General features: G+C 72.9%; 24 protein-coding genes. 15 read left to right on the forward strand and 9 right to left on the reverse strand.

The features are described from left to right. Positions 1–283 precede the first annotated feature (283 nt). Positions 284–904, reverse strand: coding sequence for a uridine kinase family protein (locus QC283_RS34705; protein ID WP_279565769.1), 621 nt, complete (start codon positions 902–904; stop codon positions 284–286). 210 nt (positions 905–1,114) lie between these two features. Between QC283_RS34705 and QC283_RS34710 the strand changes: the two genes are divergently transcribed. From QC283_RS34710 to QC283_RS34725, 4 genes are all read left to right on the forward strand, one after another. Next, positions 1,115–2,488 (forward strand): peptidase C39 family protein, encoded by a 1,374-nt coding sequence (locus QC283_RS34710; RefSeq protein ID WP_279565747.1) that lies wholly within the window; start codon positions 1,115–1,117, stop codon positions 2,486–2,488. Between the two features lie 198 nt (positions 2,489–2,686). Continuing rightward, positions 2,687–2,827 (forward strand): SCO1431 family membrane protein, encoded by a 141-nt coding sequence (locus tag QC283_RS34715; RefSeq protein WP_279565748.1) that lies wholly within the window; start codon positions 2,687–2,689, stop codon positions 2,825–2,827. Positions 2,828–2,927: 100 nt separating this feature from the next. Continuing rightward, positions 2,928–3,587 (forward strand): TetR/AcrR family transcriptional regulator, encoded by a 660-nt coding sequence (locus QC283_RS34720; protein ID WP_279565749.1) that lies wholly within the window; start codon positions 2,928–2,930, stop codon positions 3,585–3,587. A gap of 209 nt (positions 3,588–3,796) precedes the next feature. Continuing rightward, entirely contained in the window at positions 3,797–4,960 is a 1,164-nt protein-coding gene (locus QC283_RS34725; protein ID WP_279565750.1) for an acyl-CoA dehydrogenase, read from the forward strand. On the opposite strand, the gene QC283_RS34730 is transcribed toward QC283_RS34725, so the two are convergent. Together QC283_RS34730 and QC283_RS34735 are read right to left on the reverse strand one after the other, a co-directional pair. Next, positions 4,932–5,231, reverse strand: a complete 300-nt coding sequence (locus QC283_RS34730; protein WP_279565751.1) for a hypothetical protein — start codon at positions 5,229–5,231, stop codon at positions 4,932–4,934. The genes QC283_RS34725 and QC283_RS34730 overlap by 29 nt on opposite strands. Positions 5,232–5,467: 236 nt before the next feature. After that, on the reverse strand, positions 5,468–5,902 hold the full coding sequence (locus tag QC283_RS34735; protein WP_279565752.1) for a hypothetical protein: 435 nt from the start codon (positions 5,900–5,902) through the stop codon (positions 5,468–5,470). A 267-nt stretch (positions 5,903–6,169) separates the two neighbouring features. Between QC283_RS34735 and QC283_RS34740 the strand changes: the two genes are divergently transcribed. The 4 genes from QC283_RS34740 to fxsA all read left to right on the forward strand — a co-directional run bounded on the left by QC283_RS34740 (position 6,170) and on the right by fxsA (position 10,509). Beyond that, positions 6,170–6,610 (forward strand): Lrp/AsnC family transcriptional regulator, encoded by a 441-nt coding sequence (locus tag QC283_RS34740; protein WP_279565770.1) that lies wholly within the window; start codon positions 6,170–6,172, stop codon positions 6,608–6,610. Between the two features lie 164 nt (positions 6,611–6,774). Continuing rightward, positions 6,775–8,379: an amidohydrolase gene (locus tag QC283_RS34745; protein WP_279565753.1), complete on the forward strand. Its 1,605-nt coding sequence runs from the start codon at positions 6,775–6,777 to the stop codon at positions 8,377–8,379. A gap of 527 nt (positions 8,380–8,906) precedes the next feature. Continuing rightward, positions 8,907–9,890, forward strand: a complete 984-nt coding sequence (locus tag QC283_RS34750; protein WP_279565754.1) for a polyprenol monophosphomannose synthase — start codon at positions 8,907–8,909, stop codon at positions 9,888–9,890. Positions 9,891–9,936: 46 nt separating this feature from the next. After that, positions 9,937–10,509, forward strand: coding sequence for an FxsA family membrane protein (fxsA, locus tag QC283_RS34755; protein WP_279565755.1), 573 nt, complete (start codon positions 9,937–9,939; stop codon positions 10,507–10,509). 106 nt (positions 10,510–10,615) lie between these two features. On the opposite strand, the gene QC283_RS34760 is transcribed toward fxsA, so the two are convergent. The 4 genes from QC283_RS34760 to yczE form a co-directional block, all read right to left on the reverse strand. Continuing rightward, positions 10,616–10,990: an RNA polymerase-binding protein RbpA gene (locus QC283_RS34760; protein WP_003977404.1), complete on the reverse strand. Its 375-nt coding sequence runs from the start codon at positions 10,988–10,990 to the stop codon at positions 10,616–10,618. Positions 10,991–11,268: 278 nt separating this feature from the next. Continuing rightward, the gene (locus tag QC283_RS34765) at positions 11,269–12,633 is read right to left on the reverse strand and encodes an MFS transporter (RefSeq protein WP_279565756.1); all 1,365 of its coding nucleotides are present in this window, start codon (positions 12,631–12,633) and stop codon (positions 11,269–11,271) included. An 85-nt stretch (positions 12,634–12,718) separates the two neighbouring features. Further along, positions 12,719–13,486, reverse strand: a complete 768-nt coding sequence (locus tag QC283_RS34770; RefSeq protein ID WP_279565757.1) for a glycerophosphodiester phosphodiesterase — start codon at positions 13,484–13,486, stop codon at positions 12,719–12,721. Next, the gene (gene yczE, locus QC283_RS34775) at positions 13,483–14,196 is read right to left on the reverse strand and encodes a membrane protein YczE (protein WP_279565758.1); all 714 of its coding nucleotides are present in this window, start codon (positions 14,194–14,196) and stop codon (positions 13,483–13,485) included. The genes QC283_RS34770 and yczE overlap by 4 nt, the downstream gene beginning before the upstream one ends. 102 nt (positions 14,197–14,298) lie before the next feature. Between yczE and QC283_RS34780 the strand changes: the two genes are divergently transcribed. Beyond that, positions 14,299–15,798: an SCO1417 family MocR-like transcription factor gene (locus QC283_RS34780; RefSeq protein ID WP_279565759.1), complete on the forward strand. Its 1,500-nt coding sequence runs from the start codon at positions 14,299–14,301 to the stop codon at positions 15,796–15,798. An 83-nt stretch (positions 15,799–15,881) separates the two neighbouring features. On the opposite strand, the gene QC283_RS34785 is transcribed toward QC283_RS34780, so the two are convergent. After that, entirely contained in the window at positions 15,882–17,696 is a 1,815-nt protein-coding gene (locus tag QC283_RS34785; RefSeq protein WP_279565760.1) for a hypothetical protein, read from the reverse strand. A 52-nt stretch (positions 17,697–17,748) separates the two neighbouring features. Next, entirely contained in the window at positions 17,749–17,943 is a 195-nt protein-coding gene (locus tag QC283_RS34790) for a hypothetical protein (RefSeq protein ID WP_003977410.1), read from the reverse strand. Positions 17,944–18,282: 339 nt separating this feature from the next. On the opposite strand from QC283_RS34790, the gene QC283_RS34795 reads away from it, so the two are divergent. The 6 genes from QC283_RS34795 (at position 18,283) to QC283_RS34820 (ending at position 24,662) form a co-directional block, all read left to right on the forward strand. Next, positions 18,283–18,675 carry an ankyrin repeat domain-containing protein gene (locus QC283_RS34795; RefSeq protein ID WP_279565761.1) on the forward strand — a complete coding sequence of 131 codons (393 nt, stop codon included), beginning with the start codon at positions 18,283–18,285 and terminating at the stop codon, positions 18,673–18,675. A gap of 334 nt (positions 18,676–19,009) precedes the next feature. After that, a complete protein-coding gene (locus QC283_RS34800; protein WP_279565762.1) occupies positions 19,010–20,428 on the forward strand; it encodes a HEAT repeat domain-containing protein in 1,419 nt (472 codons plus the stop codon). 300 nt (positions 20,429–20,728) lie between these two features. Next, complete coding sequence (locus QC283_RS34805) at positions 20,729–21,856, forward strand: glycosyltransferase family 4 protein (RefSeq protein WP_279565763.1); 1,128 nt, start codon at positions 20,729–20,731, stop codon at positions 21,854–21,856. After that, positions 21,853–23,010: a glycosyltransferase gene (locus tag QC283_RS34810; protein ID WP_279565764.1), complete on the forward strand. Its 1,158-nt coding sequence runs from the start codon at positions 21,853–21,855 to the stop codon at positions 23,008–23,010. The genes QC283_RS34805 and QC283_RS34810 overlap by 4 nt, the downstream gene beginning before the upstream one ends. Next, on the forward strand, positions 23,007–23,855 hold the full coding sequence (locus tag QC283_RS34815; RefSeq protein WP_279565765.1) for an SGNH/GDSL hydrolase family protein: 849 nt from the start codon (positions 23,007–23,009) through the stop codon (positions 23,853–23,855). The genes QC283_RS34810 and QC283_RS34815 overlap by 4 nt, the downstream gene beginning before the upstream one ends. Before the next feature lie 111 nt (positions 23,856–23,966). After that, positions 23,967–24,662, forward strand: coding sequence for a GntR family transcriptional regulator (locus QC283_RS34820; protein WP_279565766.1), 696 nt, complete (start codon positions 23,967–23,969; stop codon positions 24,660–24,662). The last annotated feature ends 124 nt before the right edge of the window (positions 24,663–24,786 follow it).

Genomic DNA, 24,786 nt, shown 5'->3' on the forward strand with positions numbered 1-24,786 from the left:
CGGTCTTTCCTCCGAAGGGTGCCGGGACAGGCCGTCGCGCCAGGTGGGAGCGGACGGGGCGCGCACGGCACGGTGACCCAGGGTGAGCGGTTCACGCCACGGAGCAGCCGGAAAACGCCCTCAGGGCAGAACGAAGCCCCCGATCACGGGGGAACAACCGGGGGCTTCGCGTCTGCCGGCGGCTTCGAACTGCCGCACATTCAGAACGTAAGACCTGTACGGCCCCCGGGTCAAGCGGAGTTGAGGCACTCCGGCCGACTGCCGGACAGCGATCTTCACGAGTTCAGCACATTGCGGAGGGTCCGTCACCCTGCGTGAGGAAGTGGGCCGGGGAGGCGGGTCCCGCGGGCCCCGGAAGTACCTCGTACCCCCCTTCTCTCTGCCGCACCAGGAGGTGCGCGTAGGGGCGCGAGGGGTCGCCGGCGAAGTGCCGGCGCTCTGCCGGGATCCACCCGTCCCAGAACGCCCGCTGCTCCGCTCCGTCGCGCGCCCTTCCACGCGCCCACGCCTCCTCGCGTGGCAGCTCCATCCAGAGCAGCCGGGCCAGGTACGGACGCAGTGCCCCGCGCCCGGCGCCGACCCCCTCCACCAGGACCAGCGGGGCCGGCGGCAACGGGCGGGCCGCCGTGAACGACCGGGTCCGCCAGTCGTAGGGGGCGTAGTGCGCGGTGTCGCCGCGCCGCAGGGGCTCGATCACCTGGCTCAGCAGCCGCCCGGTCCAGTCGAACAGCTCGTCGTGACTGGCGATGTCGTCGAGGTGCAGCACCGGCGCGCCGCCCAGCTCGGCGGCGAGCAGCCCGGCGAACGTGGACTTCCCGGAGCCGGCGTACCCGTCGACACCGATCAGGCGCACGGGCCCGCAGGAGGGGGGAAGCCGGCGGAGCCGGGCTGCGAGGTCGTGGATGGCGGGTCCTGGGCGGCGCGAAGGGACGGACGGCGTTCGTCCCGCACTCTATCCGCGTCGCTCCACCCACCCTCCACGCCACTGGTCGACACCAATGTTCGTGGCGTGGCGTGCGCGGAAGTGCTGGCAGGAGCGGGCACCTGCGGCCATAGTTGGCGCACAACCGTGCAACGGACCCGCCCGACTCGGACACCTGGGGGTCTTCCGCCCATGAGCAGAGCCGAACAGCCGTCCCGCAGAACCGTCCTGACCGCCGCCGTCGCGGCCGCCGTGGCGGGCAGCGCGATCCCGGCCACCGCAGACGCGACGCCCGGCGCGGTCGCCGGCCGCGCGGACCCCGGCCGAGCCCCCGCCGGACAGGTCGACTACCACGCCTGGACCACGTTCCGCGACTGGCGGCGCGGCACCGCGCGGGGCGCCCGTCCCGTCGCGGGGGCCCGGCCCGGTGTCGTGATCGGCGCCCCGGCCGGCACCACCGAGTACACCGACCCGCACACCGGCAAGGCCGCCACCTGGGAGTACGCGACCTGGACCTCACCCGTCCACCGGCTCGCCGTGCCCTCGACGGAGGTCATCGCCTCCTGGAACGCGCACACCCCGAGCGGCACCTGGCTCCAGGTCGAGCTCAAGGGCACCTACTCCGACGGCACGGACACCCCCTGGTACGTGATGGGCCGCTGGGCGGCGGGCGACCAGGACATCAAACGAACCTCGGTCGACGGCCAGAGCGACGGCAGGAGCAGCGTCTGGACGGACACGTTCGCCGTCGACGACGCCTCCACCGGCCTGCGCCTGGCCTCCTACCGGCTCAGGCTCACCCTCCACCGCCGACCCGGCACGAGGGCGACACCCACCGTCTGGCGGCTCGGCGCGATGGGCTCCGACGTCCCCGACCGTTTCACCGTCCCGGCCTCCGCCCCCGGGCTCGCCCAGGAGCTGCGCGTCCCGCGCTACTCGCAGGAGATCCACAAGGGCCAGTACCCCGAGTACGACAACGGCGGCGAGGCCTGGTGCAGTCCGACCTCCTCGCAGATGATCATCGAGTACTGGGGCGGCCGGCTCACCGAGGAGCAGCTTGCCTGGGTCGACCCCTCCTACGCCGACCCGCAGGTGTGCCACGCCGCCCGGTACACGTACGACCACCAGTACTCCGGCTGCGGCAACTGGCCCTTCAACGCCGCCTACGCGGCCACCTTCGAGGGCCTCCAGGGCGTGGTCACCCGCCTCGGTTCCCTCACCGATCTGGAGACGCTGATCGCGGCCGGCATCCCGGTCATCACGTCCCAGTCCTTCCTGGAGGAGGAGCTGACCGGGGCCGGTTACGGCACCTCGGGCCACCTGATGACCGTGATCGGCTTCACCGCCGACGGCGACGTGATCGCCAACGACCCGGCCTCGGACGACAACGAGTCCGTGCGCCGCGTCTACAAGCGGCGCGAGTGGGAGAACATCTGGCTCCGTACGAAGCGCTACAACGCCAGTGGCAAGGTCGCCTCCGGCACCGGCGGTGTCTGCTACCTGTACTTCCCGGCCCGGCCCGGCCCGCGCCGGCGCAAGGCCCTCGCGGCGGTGGGCGTGCGCTGACCGCACCGCGACGACGGCCCCCGGCACCGCTCCAGCACCGCCGGGGGCCGTCCGCTGTGGGCGCCCGGCCTGCTGTGACCAACGTCTCCGCCGCAAAAGCCGCTCACGGTGGCAAGGTGGACAGGGTTACCGCCGGGGGAGGCGGTGTGCCGGGGGGAGCCGGGGGAGTCCACCGAACGTCGAGATCAGTGAGAAGCCATGAGCGCACACACCGCCACCGCCACCCGTGTCCGTACCGGCGGCCCCAAGGACGACGGCCCGAAGATCCTCGAGCACGTCATGGGCTGGACCCTTGTCGTGGTGATCGCGATGCTGGTGGTCCAGCTCGGTCTGCTGTGACCTGTGGGTCCGCTGTGACGTGACGCTTGTGTGACCTGCCCCACGACCCGACCTGCCATACTGCGGATGTCCCGCCCCCCGTAGGAGACCAGGGTCGAAATTGAATATTAGTCAACAGCGTGCCGACGCCCGTCCCCGGGCGCGAGGTACCGAGCGTTCGCTGACGCGCCGCGCCGAACTCATCGCCATCGGTCGGACGCTGTTCGCCGACACGTCCTACGACGCGCTCTCGATGGACGACATCGCCCGTCAGGCGCATGTCGCCAAAGGGCTGATCTACTACTACTTCCAGTCCAAGCGGGGCTACTACCTGGCGATCATCCAGGACTCGGTCGCCGGTCTCGTCACCACCGCCGCGGGCGGCACCGAACTGGCACAGGTGGACCGCGTCCACCGCGCCATCGACGGCTATCTGCGCTACGCCGAGGACAACCAGGCCGCCTACCGCACGATCGTCAGCGGCGGAGTCGGCTTCGACACCGAGGTGCACGCCATCCGGGACGGGGTGCGCGAGGCGATCGTCGTCACCATCGCCGAAGGAGCGTACGGGCGTTCCGACGTCGGACCGCTGGCCCGCATGGGCCTGCTCTCCTGGGTGTGCGGCGTCGAGGGCGCCACCCTGGACTGGATCGGCCGCCCCGAACTGCCCCGCGAGGCCATGCGCGACCTGCTGGTGAAGTCGCTCGGCGGCACCCTGCGCGCCATCGAGGAGCTGGACCCCGCCTACCCGGCCCCGCTCGCCGCCCGCCGGGACGCCTGACGAACAGGCCGGAACCTTTCTTGAAGTAAGCGGTCGTTAACTGGTGACTCCATGCCTCCGATCGGGCATACTCACAGCGCACAGCCGCTGGTCAGCCGCTTCCGTGACCCGGGAGTGCGAGCATCGGCCAGGCCCGAACGACCCGGCGGAACCGCCTCCACCCAAGGCGCACATCCGCCGCTGTGCCCGACAGGGAGGAGAGCGTCGCCATGCCCGACCGCGCCCCGCAGCCGGTGGACCGGCAACTGCCCACGGACGAGGCACGGGATCTGATCTCGCTCGTCCGCGACATCGCGCAGCGTGAGATCGCCCCGAGCGCGGCCGAGGAGGAGGACGCCGGACGCTTCCCGCGCGAGGTCTTCACCCTGCTCTCCGACGCCGGCCTGCTCGGGCTCCCCTACGACGCCGAGTACGGCGGCGGCGAGCAACCGTACGAGGTCTATCTCCAGGTCCTCGAAGAGCTCGCCGCCGTCCGGCTCACCGTCGGTCTCGGCGTGAGCGTGCACACGCTCGCCTCCTACGCGCTCGCCGCGTACGGCACCAAGGAGCAGCAGGCCGAGCACCTGCCCGCGATGCTCGGCGGTGGCCTGCTCGGCGCCTACTGCCTCTCCGAACCCGCTTCGGGATCGGACGCCGCCTCGCTGCGCACCAAGGCCGTCCGTGAAGGCGACGACTGGCTGATCACCGGCACCAAGGCGTGGATCACGCACGGCGGCATCGCCGACTTCTACACCGTGATGGCACGTACGGGGGAGGACGGCCCGCGGGGGATCACCGCCTTCCTGGTCCCCGGCGACACCGAGGGGCTGAGCGCCGCGGTGCCGGAGAAGAAGATGGGACTCAAGGGCTCGCCCACGGCGCAGGTCCACCTCGACGGCGTGCGCGTCCCCGACGCCCGGCGCCTCGGTGACGAGGGGCAGGGCTTCGCGATCGCCCTGTCCGCGCTCGACTCCGGGCGGCTCGGCATCGCCGCCTGCGCGATCGGCGTGGCCCGGGCGGCGCTGGACGAGGCGGTGTCCTACGCGGCCGAGCGGCGGCAGTTCGGCAAGCCGATCGCCGACTTCCAGGGGCTGCGCTTCATGCTCGCCGACATGGCGACCCAGATCGAGGCCGGCCGGGCGCTGTACCTGTCGGCGGCACGGCTGCGCGACGCCGGGCTGCCGTTCGCCAAGCAGGCCGCCATGGCCAAGCTGCACTGCACCGACACGGCGATGCGGGTCACCACCGACGCCGTGCAGATCCTCGGCGGGTACGGCTACACCGCGGACTTCCCGGCCGAGCGGTACATGCGCGAGGCCAAGGTGCTGCAGATCGTCGAGGGCACCAACCAGATCCAGCGGATGGTCATCGCCCGTCACCTCGTGGGTCCCTAGGGGCGCTGAGGCCGCCGGAGGCGCCGGCTTCGGCGGTGACGCGGAAGTCACCGGTGGCGAAGAAGTCCTCGAGCCCGCGCGGCGGCGCCGCGAGCCGGATCCACTCCGGGTCGTGGCGCCCCGGCAGGGTGCGGCCGCGGTCGGCCCAGGTCCGCATCAGCTCACGGTAGATCGGCGGGTCCGGGGCCTGCGGAGCCGGCGGAACCAGTCCCGCGGGCACCGGGACGAACGCGCGGCGCCGACGCGCGGTCGCCGAGTACGTGGGGGTCATACCCGGGCAACGCGGCAATGGCGGGCAGGACACCGGCCCACGGAATCGAGCGTGAGTTCGCGGGTGTCCGCCGCCGAGCCACCGTCGCGGAACCGGGCCTGACGTACTGTCGCCCAGCACCGGCCCGGCCTGCCCCGGCAGCGCACACCGACCCGTGCCACGACGGCCCTGCGAGCCGTGGCACGGGTCGGTGTGCGGAATCGGGCTACGCCCCCCGGCGATGGCGCTCGGGCGGCTCAGGCGGCCTCGCGCCGCATCGTCGGCACACGCATCGGGCGTGAGCCCGGGCCGCCGACGTGGGAGAAGGGCTGGGTCCGCCAGTCGAGGCCCTGAGGGAGCGTCAACAGCAGGGCCGTCTCCTGCTCGTGAGGCTGGAACGACTCGTCCGCCGGACGGGCCTCGGTGGCCCTGCGGCCGGTGCCGGCGCAGACCGAGAGCCCGAACGGGTTCCACGGCGAGGCGCACAGCGCGTGCTCCGGCAGCACCTCCTCGTCCGCCAGCAGGGCGATGGGCTGCGCGCAGTCCGGGCAGATCACCCGGTACATCTCGAAGGTGTCGTAGGTGTCGAGTTCCTCGTCGAGGGCGTCGGGTTCGACGCCCTCCGATACGAGCTCGACGACCGGCTGCTGCCGCTTGGACGTGGTACGTCCAGGGCGCTTAAGACTCTGCATTGGGTTCTCCCCCTCGGGCTGGGCCGTGACGGCACTGCGGCCTCGACCACAGCAAGCACTTCCCGTCCCCCCTACGGGGTAATCACGAGGACATCACGGAGACCGTTCGGAGGGTGTGGTCTTCGTCACATGCTGCTCGTAAGTGCCCCCTGCGGCGTATTTGTCCCCACTCGGCCGTCGGCCGACCCCACGTCACATCACGAACCGGGCATGACCTGGACTGCTCAGGTATCCGAGGAGATCAACCGCACTGTAGGTTCTTGCGCCATGGAGGAGCTGGACCGACAGATCGTGCAGCTGCTCGTCAAGGACGGGCGGATGAGCTACACAGACCTGGGCAAGGCCACGGGCCTGTCCACGTCGGCCGTGCACCAGCGGGTGCGGCGGTTGGAACAGCGCGGCGTGATCCGCGGTTACGCCGCGGTCGTCGACCCGGAGGCCGTCGGGCTGCCGATGACCGCCTTCATCTCGGTGAAACCGTTCGACCCCAGCGCCCCCGACGACATCGCCGACCGCCTGGCCGGCGTCCCGGAGATCGAGGCCTGCCACAGCGTGGCGGGTGACGAGAACTACATCCTCAAGGTGCGCGTGTCCACCCCGCACGAGCTGGAGGAACTGCTCGCCCGGGTCCGCTCCCTCGCCGGAGTGTCGACCCGGACCACCGTGGTGCTGTCCACGCCGTACGAGTCCCGGCCGCCACGCGTCTGACGGACGGCCTGCCCGTCCAGACCGCCCCGGCACGTCGGGACGTCCCGACGCCCGGCCCGTCCACGCCGCCCGGGCGTCGGGACGTGCCGCCCTCCTCGCTCCCGCGGCGTGGCGCGGCCGACCCGCCTGCCGAGTGGCCCGCGCGAGGGGCGAGACTGGTGCACATGAGTGAGTCCACCACCCCGTCCACGACCGTCCTGCTGCGCCGCGGCGAGGTCCACAGTCCCGCCGACCCCTTCGCGACGGCCATGGTCGTCGAACGCGGCCAGGTCGCCTGGGTCGGCTCCGAGGGCGCCGCGGACGCCTTCGCGGACGGCGTGGACGAGGTGATCGATCTGGACGGCGCCCTGGTCACCCCGGCGTTCACCGACGCACACGTGCACACCACCTCCACCGGCCTCGCCCTCACCGGCCTCGACCTGTCCGGTGCCCCCACCCGTGAGGCGGCCCTCGCCCTCGTACGGGACTTCGCCGCTGCCCGCCCGGACGACCGCGTCCTCCTCGGCCACGGCTGGGACGCCGCCCGCTGGCCCGACGGCCTGCCGTTGACCCGCGCCGAGCTGGACGAGGCCACGGGCCGCCGCCCCCTCTACCTCAGCCGTATCGACGTCCACTCGGCCGTCGTCAGCACCGCCCTGCTCGACCTGGTTCCGCACGACGCCGGCCGCGGGGACGGCCCGCTCACCGCCGACGCCCACCACGCCGTACGCGCCGCCGCCCTCGGGGCCGTCGCCCCCACCCAGCGCACCGAGGCCCAGCGCGCCGCCCTCGCGCACGCCGCCTCCCTCGGCATCGGAACCGTTCACGAGTGCGCAGGCCCGGAGATCTCCTCCGAGGACGACCTCACCGGCCTGCTGCGCCTCGCGGCCGAGGAGCGCGGGCCGCGAGTGATCGGATACTGGGCCGAACAGGACGTCGACAAGGCGAGGGAACTGGGCGCCGTCGGCGCCGCGGGCGACCTCTTCGTCGACGGCTCCCTCGGCTCGCACACCGCCTGCCTGAACCAGCCGTACGCCGACGCGGGCCACACGGGCACCGCCTTCCTGGACGCCGCCGCCGTCGCCGCCCACGTCGTCGCCTGCACCGAGGCGGGCCTCCAGGCGGGCTTCCACGCCATCGGCGACGCCGCCGTGACCGCCGTGGTGGACGGAGCGCGCGCCGCATCCGACAAGCTCGGCCTCGCCCGGATCCGCGCCGCCCGCCACCGCGTCGAGCACGCCGAGATGCTCACCCCCGAGACCGTGGCGGCCTTCGCCGAGCTGGGCCTGACCGCCTCCGTACAGCCCGCCTTCGACGCCCTGTGGGGCGGCGAGGACGGCATGTACGCCCAGCGCCTGGGCACCGGACGGGCCCGCTCCCTCAACCCCTTCGCGGCCCTGCTGCGGGCCGGCGTCCCACTCGCCTTCGGCTCCGACAGCCCGGTCACGCCCCTCGATCCGTGGGGCACCGTCCGGGCCGCCGCCTTCCACCGGACGGCGGAGCACCGCGTCTCGGTGCGCGCCGCGTTCACGGCACACACGCGCGGCGGCTGGCGGGCGGTCGGACGCGACGACGCGGGCGTCCTGGTGCCGGGCGCGCCCGCGGACTACGCCGTGTGGCGCACCGGGGAGCTCCTGGTCCAGGCGCCCGACGACCGGGTGGCCCGCTGGTCGACCGACCCGCGATCCGGCACCCCCGGCCTGCCCGATCTGACTCCGGGCCGGGACCTGCCCGTCTGCCTGCGTACCGTGGTGGGCGGCCGGACGGTGTTCGTACGGCCGGGCGAGTGATCTCCACGGCCGACGGGGCGATGATCTTCTTCCGCGTACGACCTGCGCGTCCACCGCTCTGACCTGCGCGTTGACACGGAAGCCGCAGGTCGAACGACTGTTGACAGGCGACGGCAGGGGGCCGGTAGGTTCGGCCGAGTCCACCACCGGACGCCCGACCGGGGAATCGTCCGCGCACGCGTCGCGGCGCCGCTGGGTCAGGGACGGTGTGCCGCACCGGGGCACCGTCACTGGGAGCCAGGCTCAGCGCTCGCGCCGCGACGAGGGGACGTTCCGGCCGGTCGGGAGGTGTGACCCGGGTGGGGCCCGGGCGCTCAGTAGACAACGGCTTTCGGTCGACCCGCAGCCAGCGGGCCCCAGGTCGGCCCGAAGGGCGCCGGGCCCCCATCCGCAGTGGAAACGGTCCTTAACCGCGCATCCCTACCCCGGTGGCCGGGAAATGACACCGCCATACCAACGTCCTGTCACGTCACCGCAGGCCGCGGCCATTATGGTGGTCCTCTGCGTACGGACATGAAGGGGCAGCGGTGAACGACGGCGACGGGACGCCCGCGGAAGCGGGGCGGGGGAGGCGGTTCGGCCCCCTGGGCACAGCCTTGGTGATCGTTCCGACCTACAACGAGGCGGAGAACATCAAGGCGATCGTCGCGCGTGTGCGCGAGGCGGTCCCTCAGGCGCACGTTCTCGTGGCCGACGACAACAGCCCCGACGGCACCGGCAAGCTCGCCGACGAACTGGCCGCCGAGGACGACCACGTCCAGGTCCTGCACCGCAAGGGCAAGGAGGGCCTGGGCGCCGCCTACCTCGCGGGCTTCCGCTGGGGCCTGGAGCACGGCTACGGCGTACTGATCGAGATGGACGCCGACGGCTCCCACCAGCCCGAGGAGCTGCCCCGCCTGCTGACCGCGCTCAAGGGCGCAGACCTGGTGCTCGGCTCCCGCTGGGTGCCCGGCGGCCGGGTGGTGAACTGGCCCAAGTCCCGCGAGTTCATCTCCCGCGGCGGCAGCATGTACTCGCGCCTCGCGCTCGATCTGCCGCTGCGCGACGTCACCGGTGGCTATCGCGCGTTCCGCCGCGAGACCCTGGAGGGGCTCGGCCTGGACGAGGTCTCCTCGCAGGGCTACTGCTTCCAGGTCGACCTCGCCCGCCGGGCGATCAAGGCGGGCTACCACGTCGTCGAGGTGCCGATCACGTTCGTCGAGCGCGAACTCGGCGACTCCAAGATGAGCCGCGACATCCTGGTGGAGGCGCTCTGGCGGGTCACCACGTGGGGTGTGGGGGAGAGGGTCGGCAAGGTCCTGGGCCGCGACAGGCAGCCCCACAGGGCGGCCGATGAGCCGACCGGCGTGCCGGCCGAGGCATCGGTGGACGAGCCGGTGGGCGATGCGCCCGGTGCGAAGCCGGTCGAGGAGTCTGCCGAGAAGCCGGTCGGGGGGCCCGCCGAGAAGCCCGCCGAGAAGCCCGCCGAGCCGGGTGGCACGTCGGCACAGGCACCTGACGAGAACACCTGATCGTCCCCTTATGCCGCGCTGAGCCGGGGCCAGGCACACTGGGGGTATGACGACTGGCGCTCAGACCCCCAGGTCCCCCGCCCGGCCCCCGCGCTCCAGGCTGCGCACCTTCGTGCCGCTCGGCATCGCCGCGTGGCTCGTTCTGGAGATCTGGCTGCTGACCGTGGTCGCGGGTGCCTCCAGCGGGTTCGTGGTCTTCCTGCTGCTGGTCGCGGGCATCGTCCTCGGCTCCGTGGTGATCAAGAGCGCGGGCCGCCGGGCCTTCAGGAATCTCACGGAGACGCTGCAACAGCAGCAGACCGGCGTCATGCCCGAGGCCCGTCCCAACAGCGAGGGCAACGGCCTGATGATGCTGGGCGGTCTCCTGCTGATACTTCCCGGTCTCATCTCGGACGCGCTCGGCCTGCTCATGCTGCTGCCGCCGGTCCAGAAGGCCGTGAGCCGCTACGCGGAGCGGACGGTGGAGCGCAAGCTCCGCGAGGCCGGCCCGGGCACCCTGGGCGACGCCTTCCGCCAGGCCCGCATGCACCAGCCGGACGGCAAGGTCGTCCAGGGCGAGGTCATACGGGACGACCCGGACGACGCACCGCAGGACCCCCGCCCTCCGCTGACGCGCTGAGCCGCGCGCCGCGCCGCGACCCGGACCCACCAAAAACCGCGGGTGCCGTACGTGAAGCTCACGTACGGCACCCGCGGTGTTCGGTTGTACTGCTTACAGTTTCCCGCTACGCACTCTTGCGGCTGTCTCGCGGATGTACCGCGATGTTCATCGCGCCGGAGCGCAGAACGGCCAGCCGCTCCTCGAGGACCTCTTCGAGTTCCTCGCGGGTGCGTCGCTCCATCAGCATGTCCCAGTGCGTACGCGCGGGCTTGGCCTTCTTCTCCTCAGGGCCGTCGCCGTCCACGAGGAGTGCCTGGGCCCCGCAGACCTTGCACTCCCACTCCGGCGGGATCTCCGCCTCGACCGAGAAGGGCATCTCGAATCGATGCCCCTTCTCGCATGCGTACTCCACGGCCTGGCGCGGGGCCAGGTCGATGCCGCGGTCCGTCTCGTAGCTGGTCACCACGAGGCGCGTGCCGCGAAGAGCTCGCTCACTCATGAATCGTGCCTCCCGGGCTTGTCGCCCACAGGACAGGTGTCGCTGTCGTCGTCATCCGGTCAACGTCCGGGCGGCGGTAAAGATTCCCGTCCCGACTCCCGTTCCGGGCGTCTGCGTCGCCGTCGCAGTCGCAGCCTTGCAACCAGTGCAGTACCCGCCGTCGTCCGGTTTGTCACCTCTGCTGGCAGATGCGACATAGCGTTTCGGCACCTTTGACGCGCAGTAACGGTACGCCTGGCAGGCCAAACGCGTACACTACAGCCCTTTCGCGCCGAGTGCTAAATCCTTTCGGGTATCGGGTTCCCCGCGTCGCCGATCGCCCGCCGCACCGGCACCCGCGCGAGCAGCAGGAAACCGATGACGAAGAAGGCCACCAGCGAGATGATCGCGTCGCGGTAGCTGCCGGTCAGCTGGTAGGTGAGCCCGAAGAGGAGCGGCCCGAGCCAGCTCATCCCGCGGTCGCTCAGCTCGTACGCCGAGAAGTACTCGGCCTCCTTGCCGGGCGGGACCAGGTGCGAGAACAGGGAGCGGGACAGCGCCTGGCTGCCGCCCAGGACGAGCCCGATCCCGGCGGCCAGCGCGAAGAACCACACCGGCTCCCCGGCCGGCAGGAAGTACCCGGCCGCGAGCGTGACCGTCCAGGCGACCAGCGACCCGAGGATCGTGCGCTTCGCCCCGTACGTCCGGGCCAGCCGGCCCAGTGCCAGCGCGCCCGCCACCGCCAGCAGCTGGACCAGGAGTACGGCCACGATGAGGGTGGACTGCCCGAGGCCCAGCTCCTCGGAGCCGTAGACCGAGGCCTGGGAGATCACCGTCTGGATACCGTCGTTGTAGACGAGGTACGCCAGCAGGAACGCCAGGGTGAGCGGACGGCGGCGCATGTCGCGGACCGTCGCCGCGAGCTGCCGGAACCCGGGCAGGGTGGCCTCCCGCGCGCTCCCGTCTCCCCGCGCGGGTGTACGGCGGTCGCGCAGCCGCCGCAGCGGGATGAGCGCGAAGGCGCCCCACCACAGACCGGCCGAGGCCAGGCAGACGCGGACCGCCGCGCTCTCGCTCAGCCCGAAGGAGTCGTGGGCCGTGTAGAGGATCAGGTTCACGACCAGGACCAGGGCCCCGGCCGCGTACCCGAAGGCCCAGCCCCGGGACGAGACCGCGTCACGTTCCTCGGGAGGGGCGATCTGGGGCAGGTAGGAGTTGTAGAGCATCATCGCCACCGACTGCGCGGCGTTGGCGACGACCAGGAGCAGTCCGCCCAGCAGATAGCGGTCGCCGTCGAGGAAGAACATGCACGTCGTGGCAGCGGCCCCGGTGTACGCGGCGGCGGCCAGCAGCGGCTTCTTGCGGCCCGAGCGGTCGGCCGCGGCGCCCACCAGGGGCATCACCAGCACCGCCACGATCACCGACAGGGACACCGAGTACGCGAAGAACGACCCGGCCCGCACCGGTATGCCCAGCGGGTGGACGTATCCGTCCGCGTCCGCCGCCGCCTCGGCGACCGACGTCAGATAGGGGCCCAGGAACACGGTGAGCACGCTCGTCGAGTAGACCGAGCACGCCCAGTCGTAGAAGTACCAGCCGCGCTGTTCGCGCCGTCGGTCGGCGGCGCCGTCGGCCGCGTCCGTCCGCAGGGTGTCGGTGCCCACCCGTGCCCTCGCTTCCCCGTGAAGGCGCGACGTCCCGGGGTTCGGCCGCGGGTCGCCGACGCTCCCCGGGCGCTCCCGGACGGTCTCAGACCCAGACGCCGCGGTCCTCCATGACCTTGCGCAGTGTGTCGATGTGATCGGTCATGATGCCATCCACCCCGAGGTCCAGGAGGCGGTGCATGCGGTCGGGGTCGTTCACCGTCCAGACGTGCACCTGAAGCCCGCGCGCGTGGGCGGTGCGTACGAAGCGGTGATCCACCACCTGGATTCCCGACTGGACCTCGGGTACCTGCGCGGCCACCGCCGAGCGGCGCAGCGCGGCCGGAACGCCCCACGAGCGCAGCCGCAGGTTGAGGACGCCCCGGGTGCCGTACGAGGTGGCCAGACGCGGGCCGGCCAGGCGCTGGGCGCGGACGACGCGGGCCTCGGAGAAGGAGCCGACGCAGATCCGGTCCCAGGTGTTCGTCCGCCCGATCAGCTCCAGGAGCGGCAGCAGCGCGGGCTCCGCCTTGACGTCGATGTTCCACCGCACCTCGGGGAAGGTTTCCAGAAGCTCCTCGAAGAGGGGCACCGGCTCCTGGCCCGCCACGCGCGCGCGGCGCACCTTCTCCCATCTGAGGTCGGCGATCCGGCCGGCCCCGTCGGTCACCCGGTCCAGGGTCGCGTCGTGGAAGGCGACGATCTTTCCGTCCCGCGTGGCGTGGACGTCCGTCTCGATGTACCGGTAGCCCGCCTCCACCGCCCGCCGGAACTGCCGCAGCGTGTTCTCCAGGCCGTCCGCCGCACCACCCCGGTGGGCGAAGGCGATGGGGCCGGGATGGTCCAGGTAGGGGTGGCGTATCGCGGTGGTCACCGACGCAGTATCGCGCGCCGGGGTTGCCCGGCGGCAACGACCGTGCTGCCGCCCGGTGCCGGGGGAACGGCGAACACGCGCAGGAACACCTGGGCGAGCGGGCCGATCGACACCGCGTACAGCAGGGTGCCGACACCGACCGTGCCGCCGAGGGCGAAACCCGTCAGTACGACGGTGATCTCGACGGCGGTCCGCACCAGGCGCACCGACAGCCCCGTGCGCTGGTTCAGCCCGGTCATCAGACCGTCGCGCGGCCCCGGACCGAACCGTGCGGCGATGTACAGCCCGGTCGCCGCGCCGTTCAGGACGATCCCCGCCGCCATCATGGCGATCCGCAGCGCCCAGCCGTGGGCGTCGGGCAGCACGGCCAGCGTCGCGTCCATCGCGGCGCCGATCACCAGCACGTTGGAGACGGTGCCGAGGCCCGGTCGCTGGCGCAGCGGGATCCACAGCAGCAGCACCGCCGCGCCGAGCAGGGTCAGCACCATGCCCATCGACAGGCCGGTGCGCTCCGCGAGGCCCTGGTGCAGCACGTTCCACGGCTCCAGGCCGAGGCCCGACCTGACCAGCAGCGCCGAACTCGCGCCGTACAGCACGAGACCGCCGTAGAGCTGGGTCAGTCGCCGTGCGAGATGCCGGTGCCCGGACTTGCCGGACTGCTCGGACTGCTCGGACTGGCTGGACTGCCGGGGCTTGGACTGCCTGGACAAGATGTGCCCCCCTGTGTGGTGGTAGTGGCCTGCTGCATGACACTCTGTGGCTTGAGAAGGAGTGTCAACCATGGCCAATTCGGGGAAGGTGGACTGATTTCCATGGCTCAGTGGACCTCGGCCGTGGGGGCGGGTCAGCTCGCCCGGCTGCTCGGCTCCCAGCAGGACCGCCCGGCAGGCCCCGGCACCCGCCGCCCGCCCGCCTACCGCGCGCTCGCCGACGGCATCCGGCTGCTGGTGCTGGAAGGGCGCGTGCCGGTCGCCGCCCGGCTGCCCGCCGAACGCGAGCTGGCCATGGCCCTGACCGTCAGCCGCACCACCGTCGCCGCCGCCTACGAGGCGCTGCGCGCCGAGGGCTTCCTGGAGTCGCGGCGCGGAGCGGGCAGCTGGACCGCCGTGCCCGCCGGGAACCCGTTGCCGGCGCGCGGTCTGGAGCCGCTGCCGCCCGAGGCCCTCGGTTCGATGATCGACCTGGGCTGCGCGGCGCTGCCCGCGCCCGAGCCCTGGCTCACCCGTGCCGTGCAGGGCGCCCTCGAGGAGCTTCCCCCCTACGCGCACACCCACGGCGACTATCCGGCCGGGCTGCCCGCGCTGCGCGCGATGATCGCCGAGCGCTACACCGCGCGCGGCATCCCGACCATGCCCGAGCAGATCATGGTGACCACGGGCGCGATGGGCGCCATCGACGCCATCTGCCACCTCTTCGGGGGGCGCGGCGAGCGCATCGCCGTGGAGTCGCCCTCGTACGCCAACATCCTGCAGCTGATGCGCGAGGCGGGGGCCCGGCTGGTCCCCGTCGCGATGGCCGAGGGGCTCACCGGCTGGGACGTGGACCGCTGGCGCCAGGTGCTCCGCGACGCCGCGCCCCGGATCGCGTACGTGGTCGCCGACTTCCACAATCCCACCGGCGCGCTCGCCGACGACGACCAGCGGCGGCGGCTGGTGGACGCGGCGCGCTCGGCGGGGACGGTGCTCGTGGCCGACGAGACGATGAGCGAGCTGTGGCTGGAGGAGGGGGTCGAGATGCCGCGCCCGGTGTGCGCCTTCGACCCGGCCGGATCCACGGTCGTCACCGTCGGCTCCGCCAGTAAGGCGTTCTGGGCCGGGATGCGCATCGGCTGGGTCCGCGCCGCGCCCGACGTGATCCGCAGCCTGGTCGCCGCGCGCGCGTACGCCGACCTGGGCACGCCCGTACTGGAGCAGCTGGCCGTGAACTGGCTGTTCAGCACCGGCGGCTGGGAACAGGCCGTCCAGGTGCGGCGCGAGCAGGCCCGCCACAACCGGGACGCGCTGGTGGCCGCGGTGCGGCGGGAGCTCCCGGACTGGGAGTTCGAGGTGCCGCGGGGCGGGCTCACTCTCTGGGTGCGCACCGGGGGTCTGTCGGGCTCCCGGCTGGCCGAGGCGGGGGAGCGGGTGGGGGTACGGGTCCCGTCCGGACCGCGCTTCGGGGTCGACGGGGCCTTCGAGGGCTACGTCCGGCTGCCGTTCACCGTCGGCGGCGCGGTGGCCGAGGAGGCGGCGGTACGCCTGGCCGCGGCGGCCCGGCTGGTGGAGAGCGGGGGCGTCGGGGGCGGCGAGGCACCGCGGACGTTCGTGGCGTAGAGGGGGTGATCCGGGCTGGGGTGACGCGGGCTTCGGTGGCGAAGCCCGGGTCCAAGGCGTGGGCGGCTCCGGCCCTCGTCGGGTCAGGAGGTCTCCGCCGCGGCCGCCTTCGCGGGAACCGTCTCCGCCGGGGCTGGTTCCACGGCTGTCTCCGCCGCGACCGGCGTCGGTTCGGCGTCCGCCACGGGCTCCTTCGGCGCGGTCCCGGTGTCGGTCACTGTCAGGGTCCCCGTCGCGGCCATGGTCTTGGCCAGAGGGTCCTTCTTCTTGGTGGAGACGGTCTCCGGCTCAGGATCCGCCGCCTCTGTTTCGGCCCCCTCTGCTTCCGCCGCTTGCGCCTCCGCCGCCGCCGCCTCCGCGGGGATCGGCGCCCGCTCCCCGTCCGCAGGTGTCGTGCGCGGTGGGAGCAGGTCGAGCACCGCCTGCCGGTGGGCGTCACTCGTCGCGTCGTCGTACGGATCCGGCGTGGCCGGCACCTGGAGGCGGTGCACCGGGCCGGTGCCCAGGCGGGCGTAACCCCGACCGGGCGGGACACGGTCGACGGGCGTGGTGTGCGCAGGAGCGCCCAGCGCGGTCGTCAGCTCGTCCGCCGTGGCCGGGCCGAGAACGGCACGCGCGCGTGTGTGCTGCCGTACGGCGTCGCTCAGGCTGTCCAGGGCGTCCAGCTGGTCGGCGACGACCACGGTCACGTTCGCGGCTCGGCCGTGCCGCAACGGGACCTGGAGCAGGGACTGCGGGTCCTTGCGGCCGTCCGCGGCGGCCAGGTGCGTGAAGGCGCTCGGCCGGTCCACGAAGACCCACAGCGGCCGCCTGGTGTCGTCGGGCGTCGGCCGGCCTTCCTGACGGGCCCGGTTGACGGAGATCAGCCGGCGTTCCGTCTCCGCGGCGGCCCACTCCAGACTGGTCAGCGCTCCGGTGAGGCCGCACTCGACGGCCAGGACGCCGTCCCGGCCGACCAGGCAGGCGTAGTCGCCGGTGCCGCCGCCGTCGACGACCAGCAGGTCGCCGTGGTGCAGGGCCTGCAACGCGACCGAGCGCAGCAGGGTGGACGTGCCGGTTCCGGGCTGCCCCAAAACCAGCAGGTGAGGCTCGGTCGAGCGGATGCCGGTACGCCAGACGACCGGCGGCACGTCGCGCCGCTCCTCGCCGTGGGTGAGCGGGAGGGTGCGCTGGACCCGGGTCGGGTCGGTGAAGCCGAGGACGGTCTCCCCGGGCGCCGTCACGAAGCGCTGGGCGGCGATGTCGGTGGGCAGCGCGGCGAGCACGTCCACGGTGAGGTGGTTGGCCTCCTCGTCCCACGTGAACTGGTACTCCCGGCCCCGGCCGGACTTCGCGGTGAGCAGGTGCTCGATCCGGGCGCGGGCCTCGGCCTCCCCGTCGGTGAAGTACGCGGGGTAGCGGATCACCAGGTGGGCGAAACGGCCGGTGTCGTCGAACTCGTAGGCCAGGAACGCCTTCTCCCACGCGCCGCCGTGGGCGTACAGGGGATCGGGGTCCTCGGCGAGGGAGAAGTACGGGACCAGCGCCTCGTAGAGGGATTCCAGGCGACTGGTCTGGGAGTCGTCGGGGCCCTCCGGCTCCGACGGGGCACGGTCCCTGCCCTGCCAGGCTGCCGCCGCCATCAGGGCGATGACGGCGAGCAGCGGGCCGTACGGCACGAGTGCCACGACCAGGACCACCGAGGCCACCAGGAACAGCAGCGCGCCGCGCCGGTCCTTGGGGGTCTCGGTCCATCTGCGCCGTGCGGCCGCGGCCAGACGGCGCAGACCGCGGGCGATCGTGATCAGCGGCTGGAGGACGTCGGTGGCGCTGTCGGCCGCCGTCCGGGCCAGCTCCCGGCTCCGGGCGAGCTGTGCGCCGCCGTTGCTCAGAATGCGGGGGAGGGGCCGCCGGGCCACTGCTGCCTCCTGGAAGTGCGTACGTGCGGATGTCGGGCGGGGGAGACGGGCCTCAGAACTTGATTCCGCCGAGGAGGCCCGCCAGGCTCTCGCCGCCTGCCTTGATGCTCGGGGCGATGGCCGTGCTCGCCAGATAGAAGCCGAACAGGACCGCGACCAGCGCGTGCGAGGCCTTCAGGCCGTCCTTTCGGAAGAAGATGAAGACGACGATGCCGAGCAGGACCACGCCTGAGATCGAGAGGATCATGTGAGTTCTCCTGGTTCGCGGGGACAGTCACCATGAGTACTTCCAGGCTCACAGCATGTATCCATACGATAAAAGGTGCAAATGGGGGAAATTCGCTCGAATTACCCCGTGTGGCGGAGCAGCTCGTTGGGCCGGTTGAGCAGGGCTGTTGCGCCCGGCCGGGTCCGTGCTGATCTTTACCTCGGGCACCCCGGCCCATGTGTCGCGCGAGCCAGTACCCTGGCGATTCACTCGCACGGCGGCACCGCTCGCGGCCGTGCGCACACGCAGTCCCCGACGTTTGTCATGTTCGACGCGTCGTCGCGTCCGAAACGTCCGTAGTGAGAGGTGGTCCGGCCGATGAGTGAAGCCCCCGACCCTGAGGTCGTGGAGCTGGCGACCAAGATCTTCGATCTGGCCCGGCAGGGGCGGACCGAGGAACTGGTGGCGTATGTGGACGCCGGCGTTCCCGCCAATCTCACCAACGACCGCGGGGACTCCCTCGTCATGCTCGCCGCGTACCACGGCCACGCCGAAGCGGTGCGCGCGCTGCTGGACCGGGGCGCCGAGGCGGACCGTGTCAACGACCGGGGTCAGACCCCGCTCGCCGGAGCGGCCTTCAAGGGTGAGACGGATGTGACCAGGGCGCTTCTGGAGGCCGGCGCGGACCCGTCCGCGGGCACCCCGTCGGCCGTCGACACGGCGCGGATGTTCGCCCGGACGGAGCTGCTGGAGCTGTTCGGCGTCCAGTGACCGGACGTCGGCCCGGATGGGATCCGGGTCTGCTCCGCACTTTCTGACCAGGGAAAACACCAAAAGCGGGGGAGGCGGTACCGGGCCGCCGAAATTTCGGTCGCGGCAGATGTGACCGCCGGGTCATCATGACGACGTGGTTCACGGACGCGATGGCTGGGCAGGTGTTGCCGCACCGCGCGGGCCGTGACACGGCCCGCACGGGCCATCGACGAGAGGCAGAGGAACATGGTCTTCAGCAAGCAAGAGACGGCGGGCGCTCCGACGTGTTGGCACACGGCCAGGTAACGCGTGTTCCCCGGTTGCGTCGACGCTTGATGTGAGGCTGTTTCCCATGTTCGATCCGGTCATAGCGCCCAGCGGTACGCTGCTCGGCCTGCTTCAGCGGGGTCGCGGCGACGGCACGCTGCATGCGCTCACCGCTCCGCGCTCCGAAGCGCTCGCGGCACTGAACCACTGTGTGCTGCACGATCCCCGCCACGACTGGCAGGTGGAGAACCGCTCCCTCTACTACGCCCGCCTCTACCTCGACCTGAACGGCGAGCTGGACGCGATCGAGGCCCACCTCTTCGACCCCGAGGACATCCTCGACGCCGACGAGTCACGCACCGGGCTCGCCCTCGCGGTCCTCGGCCATCTCGCCTCCTACGGGAGGCTGGACGCGCTGGCGCTGCTGCGCAGGTACGCCGCCCACGGCGTCAACTGGGCATGGGCGCTCGACGAGCTGGCGCTGCGCGACGACGACGCCGGTCTGCGCTCCCTCGCCGCGCCCGTCCTGGCACGCTTCCCGCGCGACCCCGAGGGCGACGCCGAGCTGGCCGTCGCCGTGCGGGACGCCTTCGAACCCCGGCCCTGGCGGCTGTGGGCCGAGGATCCGCGCGAATCGATCGCCACGCGCGTGCGTGCCGCCCACGAGACGGGCAGCTTCGACCGATGGCAGCGCCAGATGAGCCCCACCGGGCCGCGTCCTGGCTGGAGTGTGCGGGCCGTGTTCGAGTGGGCCCAGCAGGGCGTCGAGCGCGGCGTCCCGCTCCACGTGCCGGCCGCCCGATGTCTCACGGCCGTCGCCGGCCCCGATGACCGGCCCGAGATCGTCGAGGCCGCGCGGTCCGGCGACGAGGGCGCCCGCTGCACCGCCCTGCGTTATCTCGCCGACGGCGATGATCCGGACGCCCTCGACCTGATCGAGGGCGCCGCGAGCACCGGCCCGGCGCCGGTCGTGGAGGCCGCCGTCGCCGCCTTCGAACGCATGCGCGGCCTCGCCGCCGTCGACCTGGCGCGCCGCTGGGTGCACCGGCCCGACGCGCTGGGTGCCGCCGCCGGGCGCGTCCTCGCCTGCCGGGGCGGAGCGCGGGACCGCGACCTCGTCCTCGCCGCACTGCGGGAGGCGGTACGCGGAGAAGGCCCCGACGCGCCGACCCTGTGGACCCTCGTCGACGGCACCGGCAGGCTCGGCATCGTCTGCGCCGCCCCCGTACTGCGCCACATCTACCGCGAGACCGCCTCCTCCCACCTGAGAGGCCGGGCCGCCCGGGCGCTGGCCGCCACCGATCCGTCCTTCGCCGCCGCCTTCGCCGTCGAGTGCCTGTGGGACTGCGAGGAGACCACCCGCGAACTCGCCGCCCGCCATGCCGAGACCGGCGACAACCGCGTCGTCGAACGGCTGCGCAGGCTCGCCGCCGACCCGGCAGAGGAGGACGAGGTCCAGACGGCCGTACGCAGCCGCTTCGGCCCGGACGCACCCGCTGTGTGAGCCGGACGAAGAGGCGGTGTGAGCCGGCCGGAGATCGCTGTGCGGGCGGGTGCGACGGGTGTGCCCGCCCGCCCGTCCGCCCGACGCCGTGTGCCCGTCCGCCCGTCCGCCCGTCCGCGACGGTCCGCTGGGCGGCGGACCCGTACGTCCCTTCCGTGTGAACGACGGGTGACCCGCGGGCCAGGCGGGTATGGCCGAGGACCGACCCGCTCGGCCGGGCAGGGCAACGCTCATGACACGTTCCTCGGACGGAAAGATCGACGTTGACGCGAGCACGTCCAGTCCGGCGACAACACCGTTATGCGTGTCGTCATCGTGACCGAATCCTTTCCCCCCGATGTGAACGGCGTGGCCCACTGCACGCTCCAGACCGCCCGACACCTCGTCGACCGGGGCCACGACTGCGTCGTCGTCGCCCCGGCCACCGCCCCCGGCAACGCGGCGGACGCCGCCGCGCCGTGCCCCCTCGTCCGGACCCCCTCCCTCCCGCTCCCCGGCTACCCCCAGGTGCGCGTCGCCCTGCCCAGCCGACGGGTGGCCGCCGTGATCGCCGAGCACCGCGCCGACCTCGTGCACCTGGCCAGTCCCTTCGTCCTCGGAGCCCGGGGCATGGCCGCCGCCGCCCGGCTCGGCGTCCCGGCCGTGGCCGTCTACCAGACCGACCTCGCCGGGTACGCCCGTACGTACATGGGGGCGGGCGAGGCGGCTGCCTGGCGGCGCATCCGCTCCGTGCACGCCGCCGCCGACCTCACCCTCGCCCCGTCCGGCGCGGCCCTGCGCGACCTCCAGGCGCACGGCGTGCCCCGGGTCGCGCTGTGGCCGCGCGGGGTGGACACCGCCCGCTTCCGGCCCGACCGGCGCGACGAGACGCTCCGCCGCGAACTGGCCCCCGACGGTGAGCTGATCGTCGGTTACGTCGGGCGACTCGCGCCCGAGAAGCAGGTGGAGCTGCTCGCGGGTGTCTGCGCCCTGGACGGCGTGCGCGTCGTGGTCGTCGGTGACGGGCCCAGCCGGCCCGGCCTGGAACGGGCGCTGCCGGGGGCGGCCTTCCTCGGCCGCCGTACCGGCGACGACCTCGCCCGGGTCTTCGCCTCACTGGACGTCTTCGCGCACACCGGCCCCTTCGAGACGTTCTGCCAGACCGTGCAGGAGGCCATGGCGAGCGGTCTGCCCGTCGTCGCGCCCGCGGCGGGCGGTCCGCTGGACCTCGTCGCGCACGGGCGCACCGGACTGCTGGTGCCGCCGCGCGACGCCGCCGCCGTACGGGACGCGGTCTGGTCCCTGTCGGCCGACCCAGGACTGCGAGCCGCGTACGGGGCGGCCGGGCGAGCCGCCGTCGAGGGGCGTACCTGGGCCGCCGTCGGCGACCGGCTGATCGGGCACTACACGGACGTACTCGCCTCGCGGAAGGCGGTGCTGGCGGCATGAGCGCGCTGCGGATCGTCCGGCTCGCCAACTTCGTCGCCCCCGCGTCCGGCGGCCTGCGCACCGCGCTGCGGGAGCTGGGCAAGGGCTACCGGGCTGCCGGACACGACCCCGTCCTCATCGTTCCCGGAGAGCACGCCGACGACCGGGAGACCGCGCAGGGCCGGGTGATCACCCTCCCGGGGCCGCTGCTGCCGGGCACCGGCGGATACCGGGTCCTGACCGACAGGCGGCGCGTGGCCGCGCTGCTGGAGGAGTTGGCACCCGACCGCCTGGAGGTGTCCGACCGCACGACGCTGCGCTGGACCGGCAAGTGGGCCCGGCGGGCCAGGGTCCCGGCCGTGATGGTCTCCCACGAGACCACCGACGGGGTACTGCGCACCTGGGGCCTGCCCGAGCGGACCGCCCGGCACACGGCCGACGCCCTCAACATCCGTACGGCGCACACCTACGCGCGTGTGGTGTGCACCACGGAGTTCGCCGAGCGGGAGTTCGTCCGCATCGGCGCCCGCAACGTCGTACGGGCGCCCCTGGGCGTCGATCTGGCCGGGCGACACCCGGCGCTGCGCGATCCGGAGCTGCGGGCCCGGCACGCGCGCGTGGACGAGACCCTGCTGGTGATGTGCTCCCGGCTGTCCGTGGAGAAACGGCCCGGTACGGCACTCGACGCGCTGTCGGCGCTCCGGCGGCGCGGCGATCGGGCGGTACTGGTGGTGGCCGGCGACGGGCCGTTGCGCCCGCGGCTCGAACAGCGGGCCCGGGAGCGCGGGCTGCCGGTGACCTTCCTCGGACACGTCGCCGACCGCGCTCTGCTCGGCGCGCTCCAGGCGTCCGCCGACGTGTGCCTGGCGCCCGGACCCGCCGAGACCTTCGGACTCGCCGCGCTGGAGGCGATGGCGTGCGGCACGCCCGTGGTGGCGAGCGCGTCGTCGGCGCTGTCGGAGGTGATCGGCGCCGCCGGGGCCGTCGCCGCCGACCACGGGGAGGCCTTCGCGGACGCCGTGGGCCTGCTCCTCGAACGCCGGGAGGCGGACCGGCGGGGGGCGGCACGCGCGCGGGCGGAGTGCTTCGGCTGGGGCGCGGCGGTCGAGGCGTTCCTGGCCGCGCACGACGCGACGGCGCCCGCCCAGCCCGTACTGCCCGAGGCCGTGTCATGACACGCGTCCGGTTCGTGGCTCTCGGCGACTCGCTGACCGAGGGAGTGGGCGACCCACTGGGGGACGGGTGGCGCGGCTGGGCCGCGCTGCTCGCCGCCGGGCTCGCCGAGGAGCCCGCGGAGTTCACCAACCTCGCCCTCAGCGGGGCGCAGTCCCGTGACGTGGCCGAGCGGCAACTGCCCGCCGGTCTCGCCCTGCGGCCCGACGTGGCGTCCGTGGTCGTCGGCGTCAACGACACCCTGCGCCGCACCTTCGACCTCGGCGCCGTCGCCGCCCGGCTCGACACGGTGTACGCCGCCTTCACCGGTCAGGGGGCGCTGCTCCTCACGGCGTGCCTGCCGGATCCCGGGGCGATGCTCGGGCTGCCGGGCGTGCTGGCCCGGCCGCTGGCCCGGCGGCAACGGGCGGTCAACGCCGTGGTGCACGCCCTGTCCGACCGGTACGGGGCCGTGCACCTGCACGCGTGCGAGGGCGACTGGATCACGGACCGCGCGATGTGGAGCGCGGACCGGCTGCACCCCGGCGAGCGGGGCCACCGGCAGCTGGCCCTGCGCTTCCACGCACTCCTCGCCGCGAGCGGCGACGCGACGGGCCCCGCACCCTCGCCCGAGAACGACGTTCCAGCCCCCACCAGGTCGGCGAACCTGTGGTGGCTGGCCACCGCCGGCACCGGCTGGGTGGCCCGGCGCTGCACCGACCTCCTGCCCCAGCTGATCACCCTGGCCGCCGGCGAACTGCGCCATCACGCGCGCGGGACGAGTGCCCGGCTCGACCTGCGCACGTCCGCCGCGGTCTCCGCCGCCCTGGCGGCCCTGTCGACGACGAAGCGCCCGGAGGCGGCGTGAAGCCGCGGTCGGCACGGCGTCCGGGCTCGGAGTCGGCACTGTAGGGGATTGCTCAACGATCCCTCAGTACTCACATTGTTTCGTTCAGGCATCTGCGATTGAATTCCGGGCATGGCAGAGCAGTTGACGGGGCTGGCGGACGACCGGGCCCTCCTCGGGCGGACCAGCACCGCCGAGCGCGTCTCCGACATCCTCAGGAGCCGGATCGCCGAGGGCTACTTCCCACCCGGAACCCGGCTGTCGGAGGACAGCATCGGCGGCGCGCTCGGGGTCTCCCGCAACACGCTGCGCGAGTCGTTCCGGCTGCTCACCCATGAACGCCTGCTCGTCCACGAGCTGAACCGGGGCGTCTTCGTCCGGGTCCTGACCGTCGAGGACGTCGAGGACATCTACCGCACCCGCGCCCTCGTCGAGTGCGCCGTGGTCCGGGGTCTCGGAGAGCCGCCGTACGTCCTGGACGGCCTCGCCGGAGCCGTCGAGGAGGGGCGGCTGGCGGCCCGCGAAGGTGACTGGAAGGGCGTGGGTACCGCCAACATCCACTTCCACCGGGAACTGGTGGCCCTCGCCGGCAGCGAACGCACGGACGAGCTGATGCGCAGCGTCTTCGCCGAACTGCGCCTCGCCTTCCACGTCGTGGACGATCCGCGGAGCCTGCACGAGCCGTACATCGCGCGGAACGCCGAGCTCCTCGAGGTCCTGCAGACCGGCGGGCGCCAGACGGCGGAGCGGATGCTCGCGGTCTACCTCGAGAACTCGCTGAAGCGGGTCGTGGAGGTCTACCTGCGGCGGGTCGGGGACGAGGGTTAGGGCCTGTCGTTTGGATCACCCCTGGTGGGTGGGGCAGAGGAGCTTATCGATAGGCCACCAGTTGATCAGAGTGTGGTCTGCCGTGGAACAATGCGTCGGGAGGGACGCAAATGGGGGGCGTTAT

The organism is Streptomyces sp. DH41 (genome assembly GCF_029813785.1).
GTDB lineage: Bacteria > Actinomycetota > Actinomycetes > Streptomycetales > Streptomycetaceae > Streptomyces.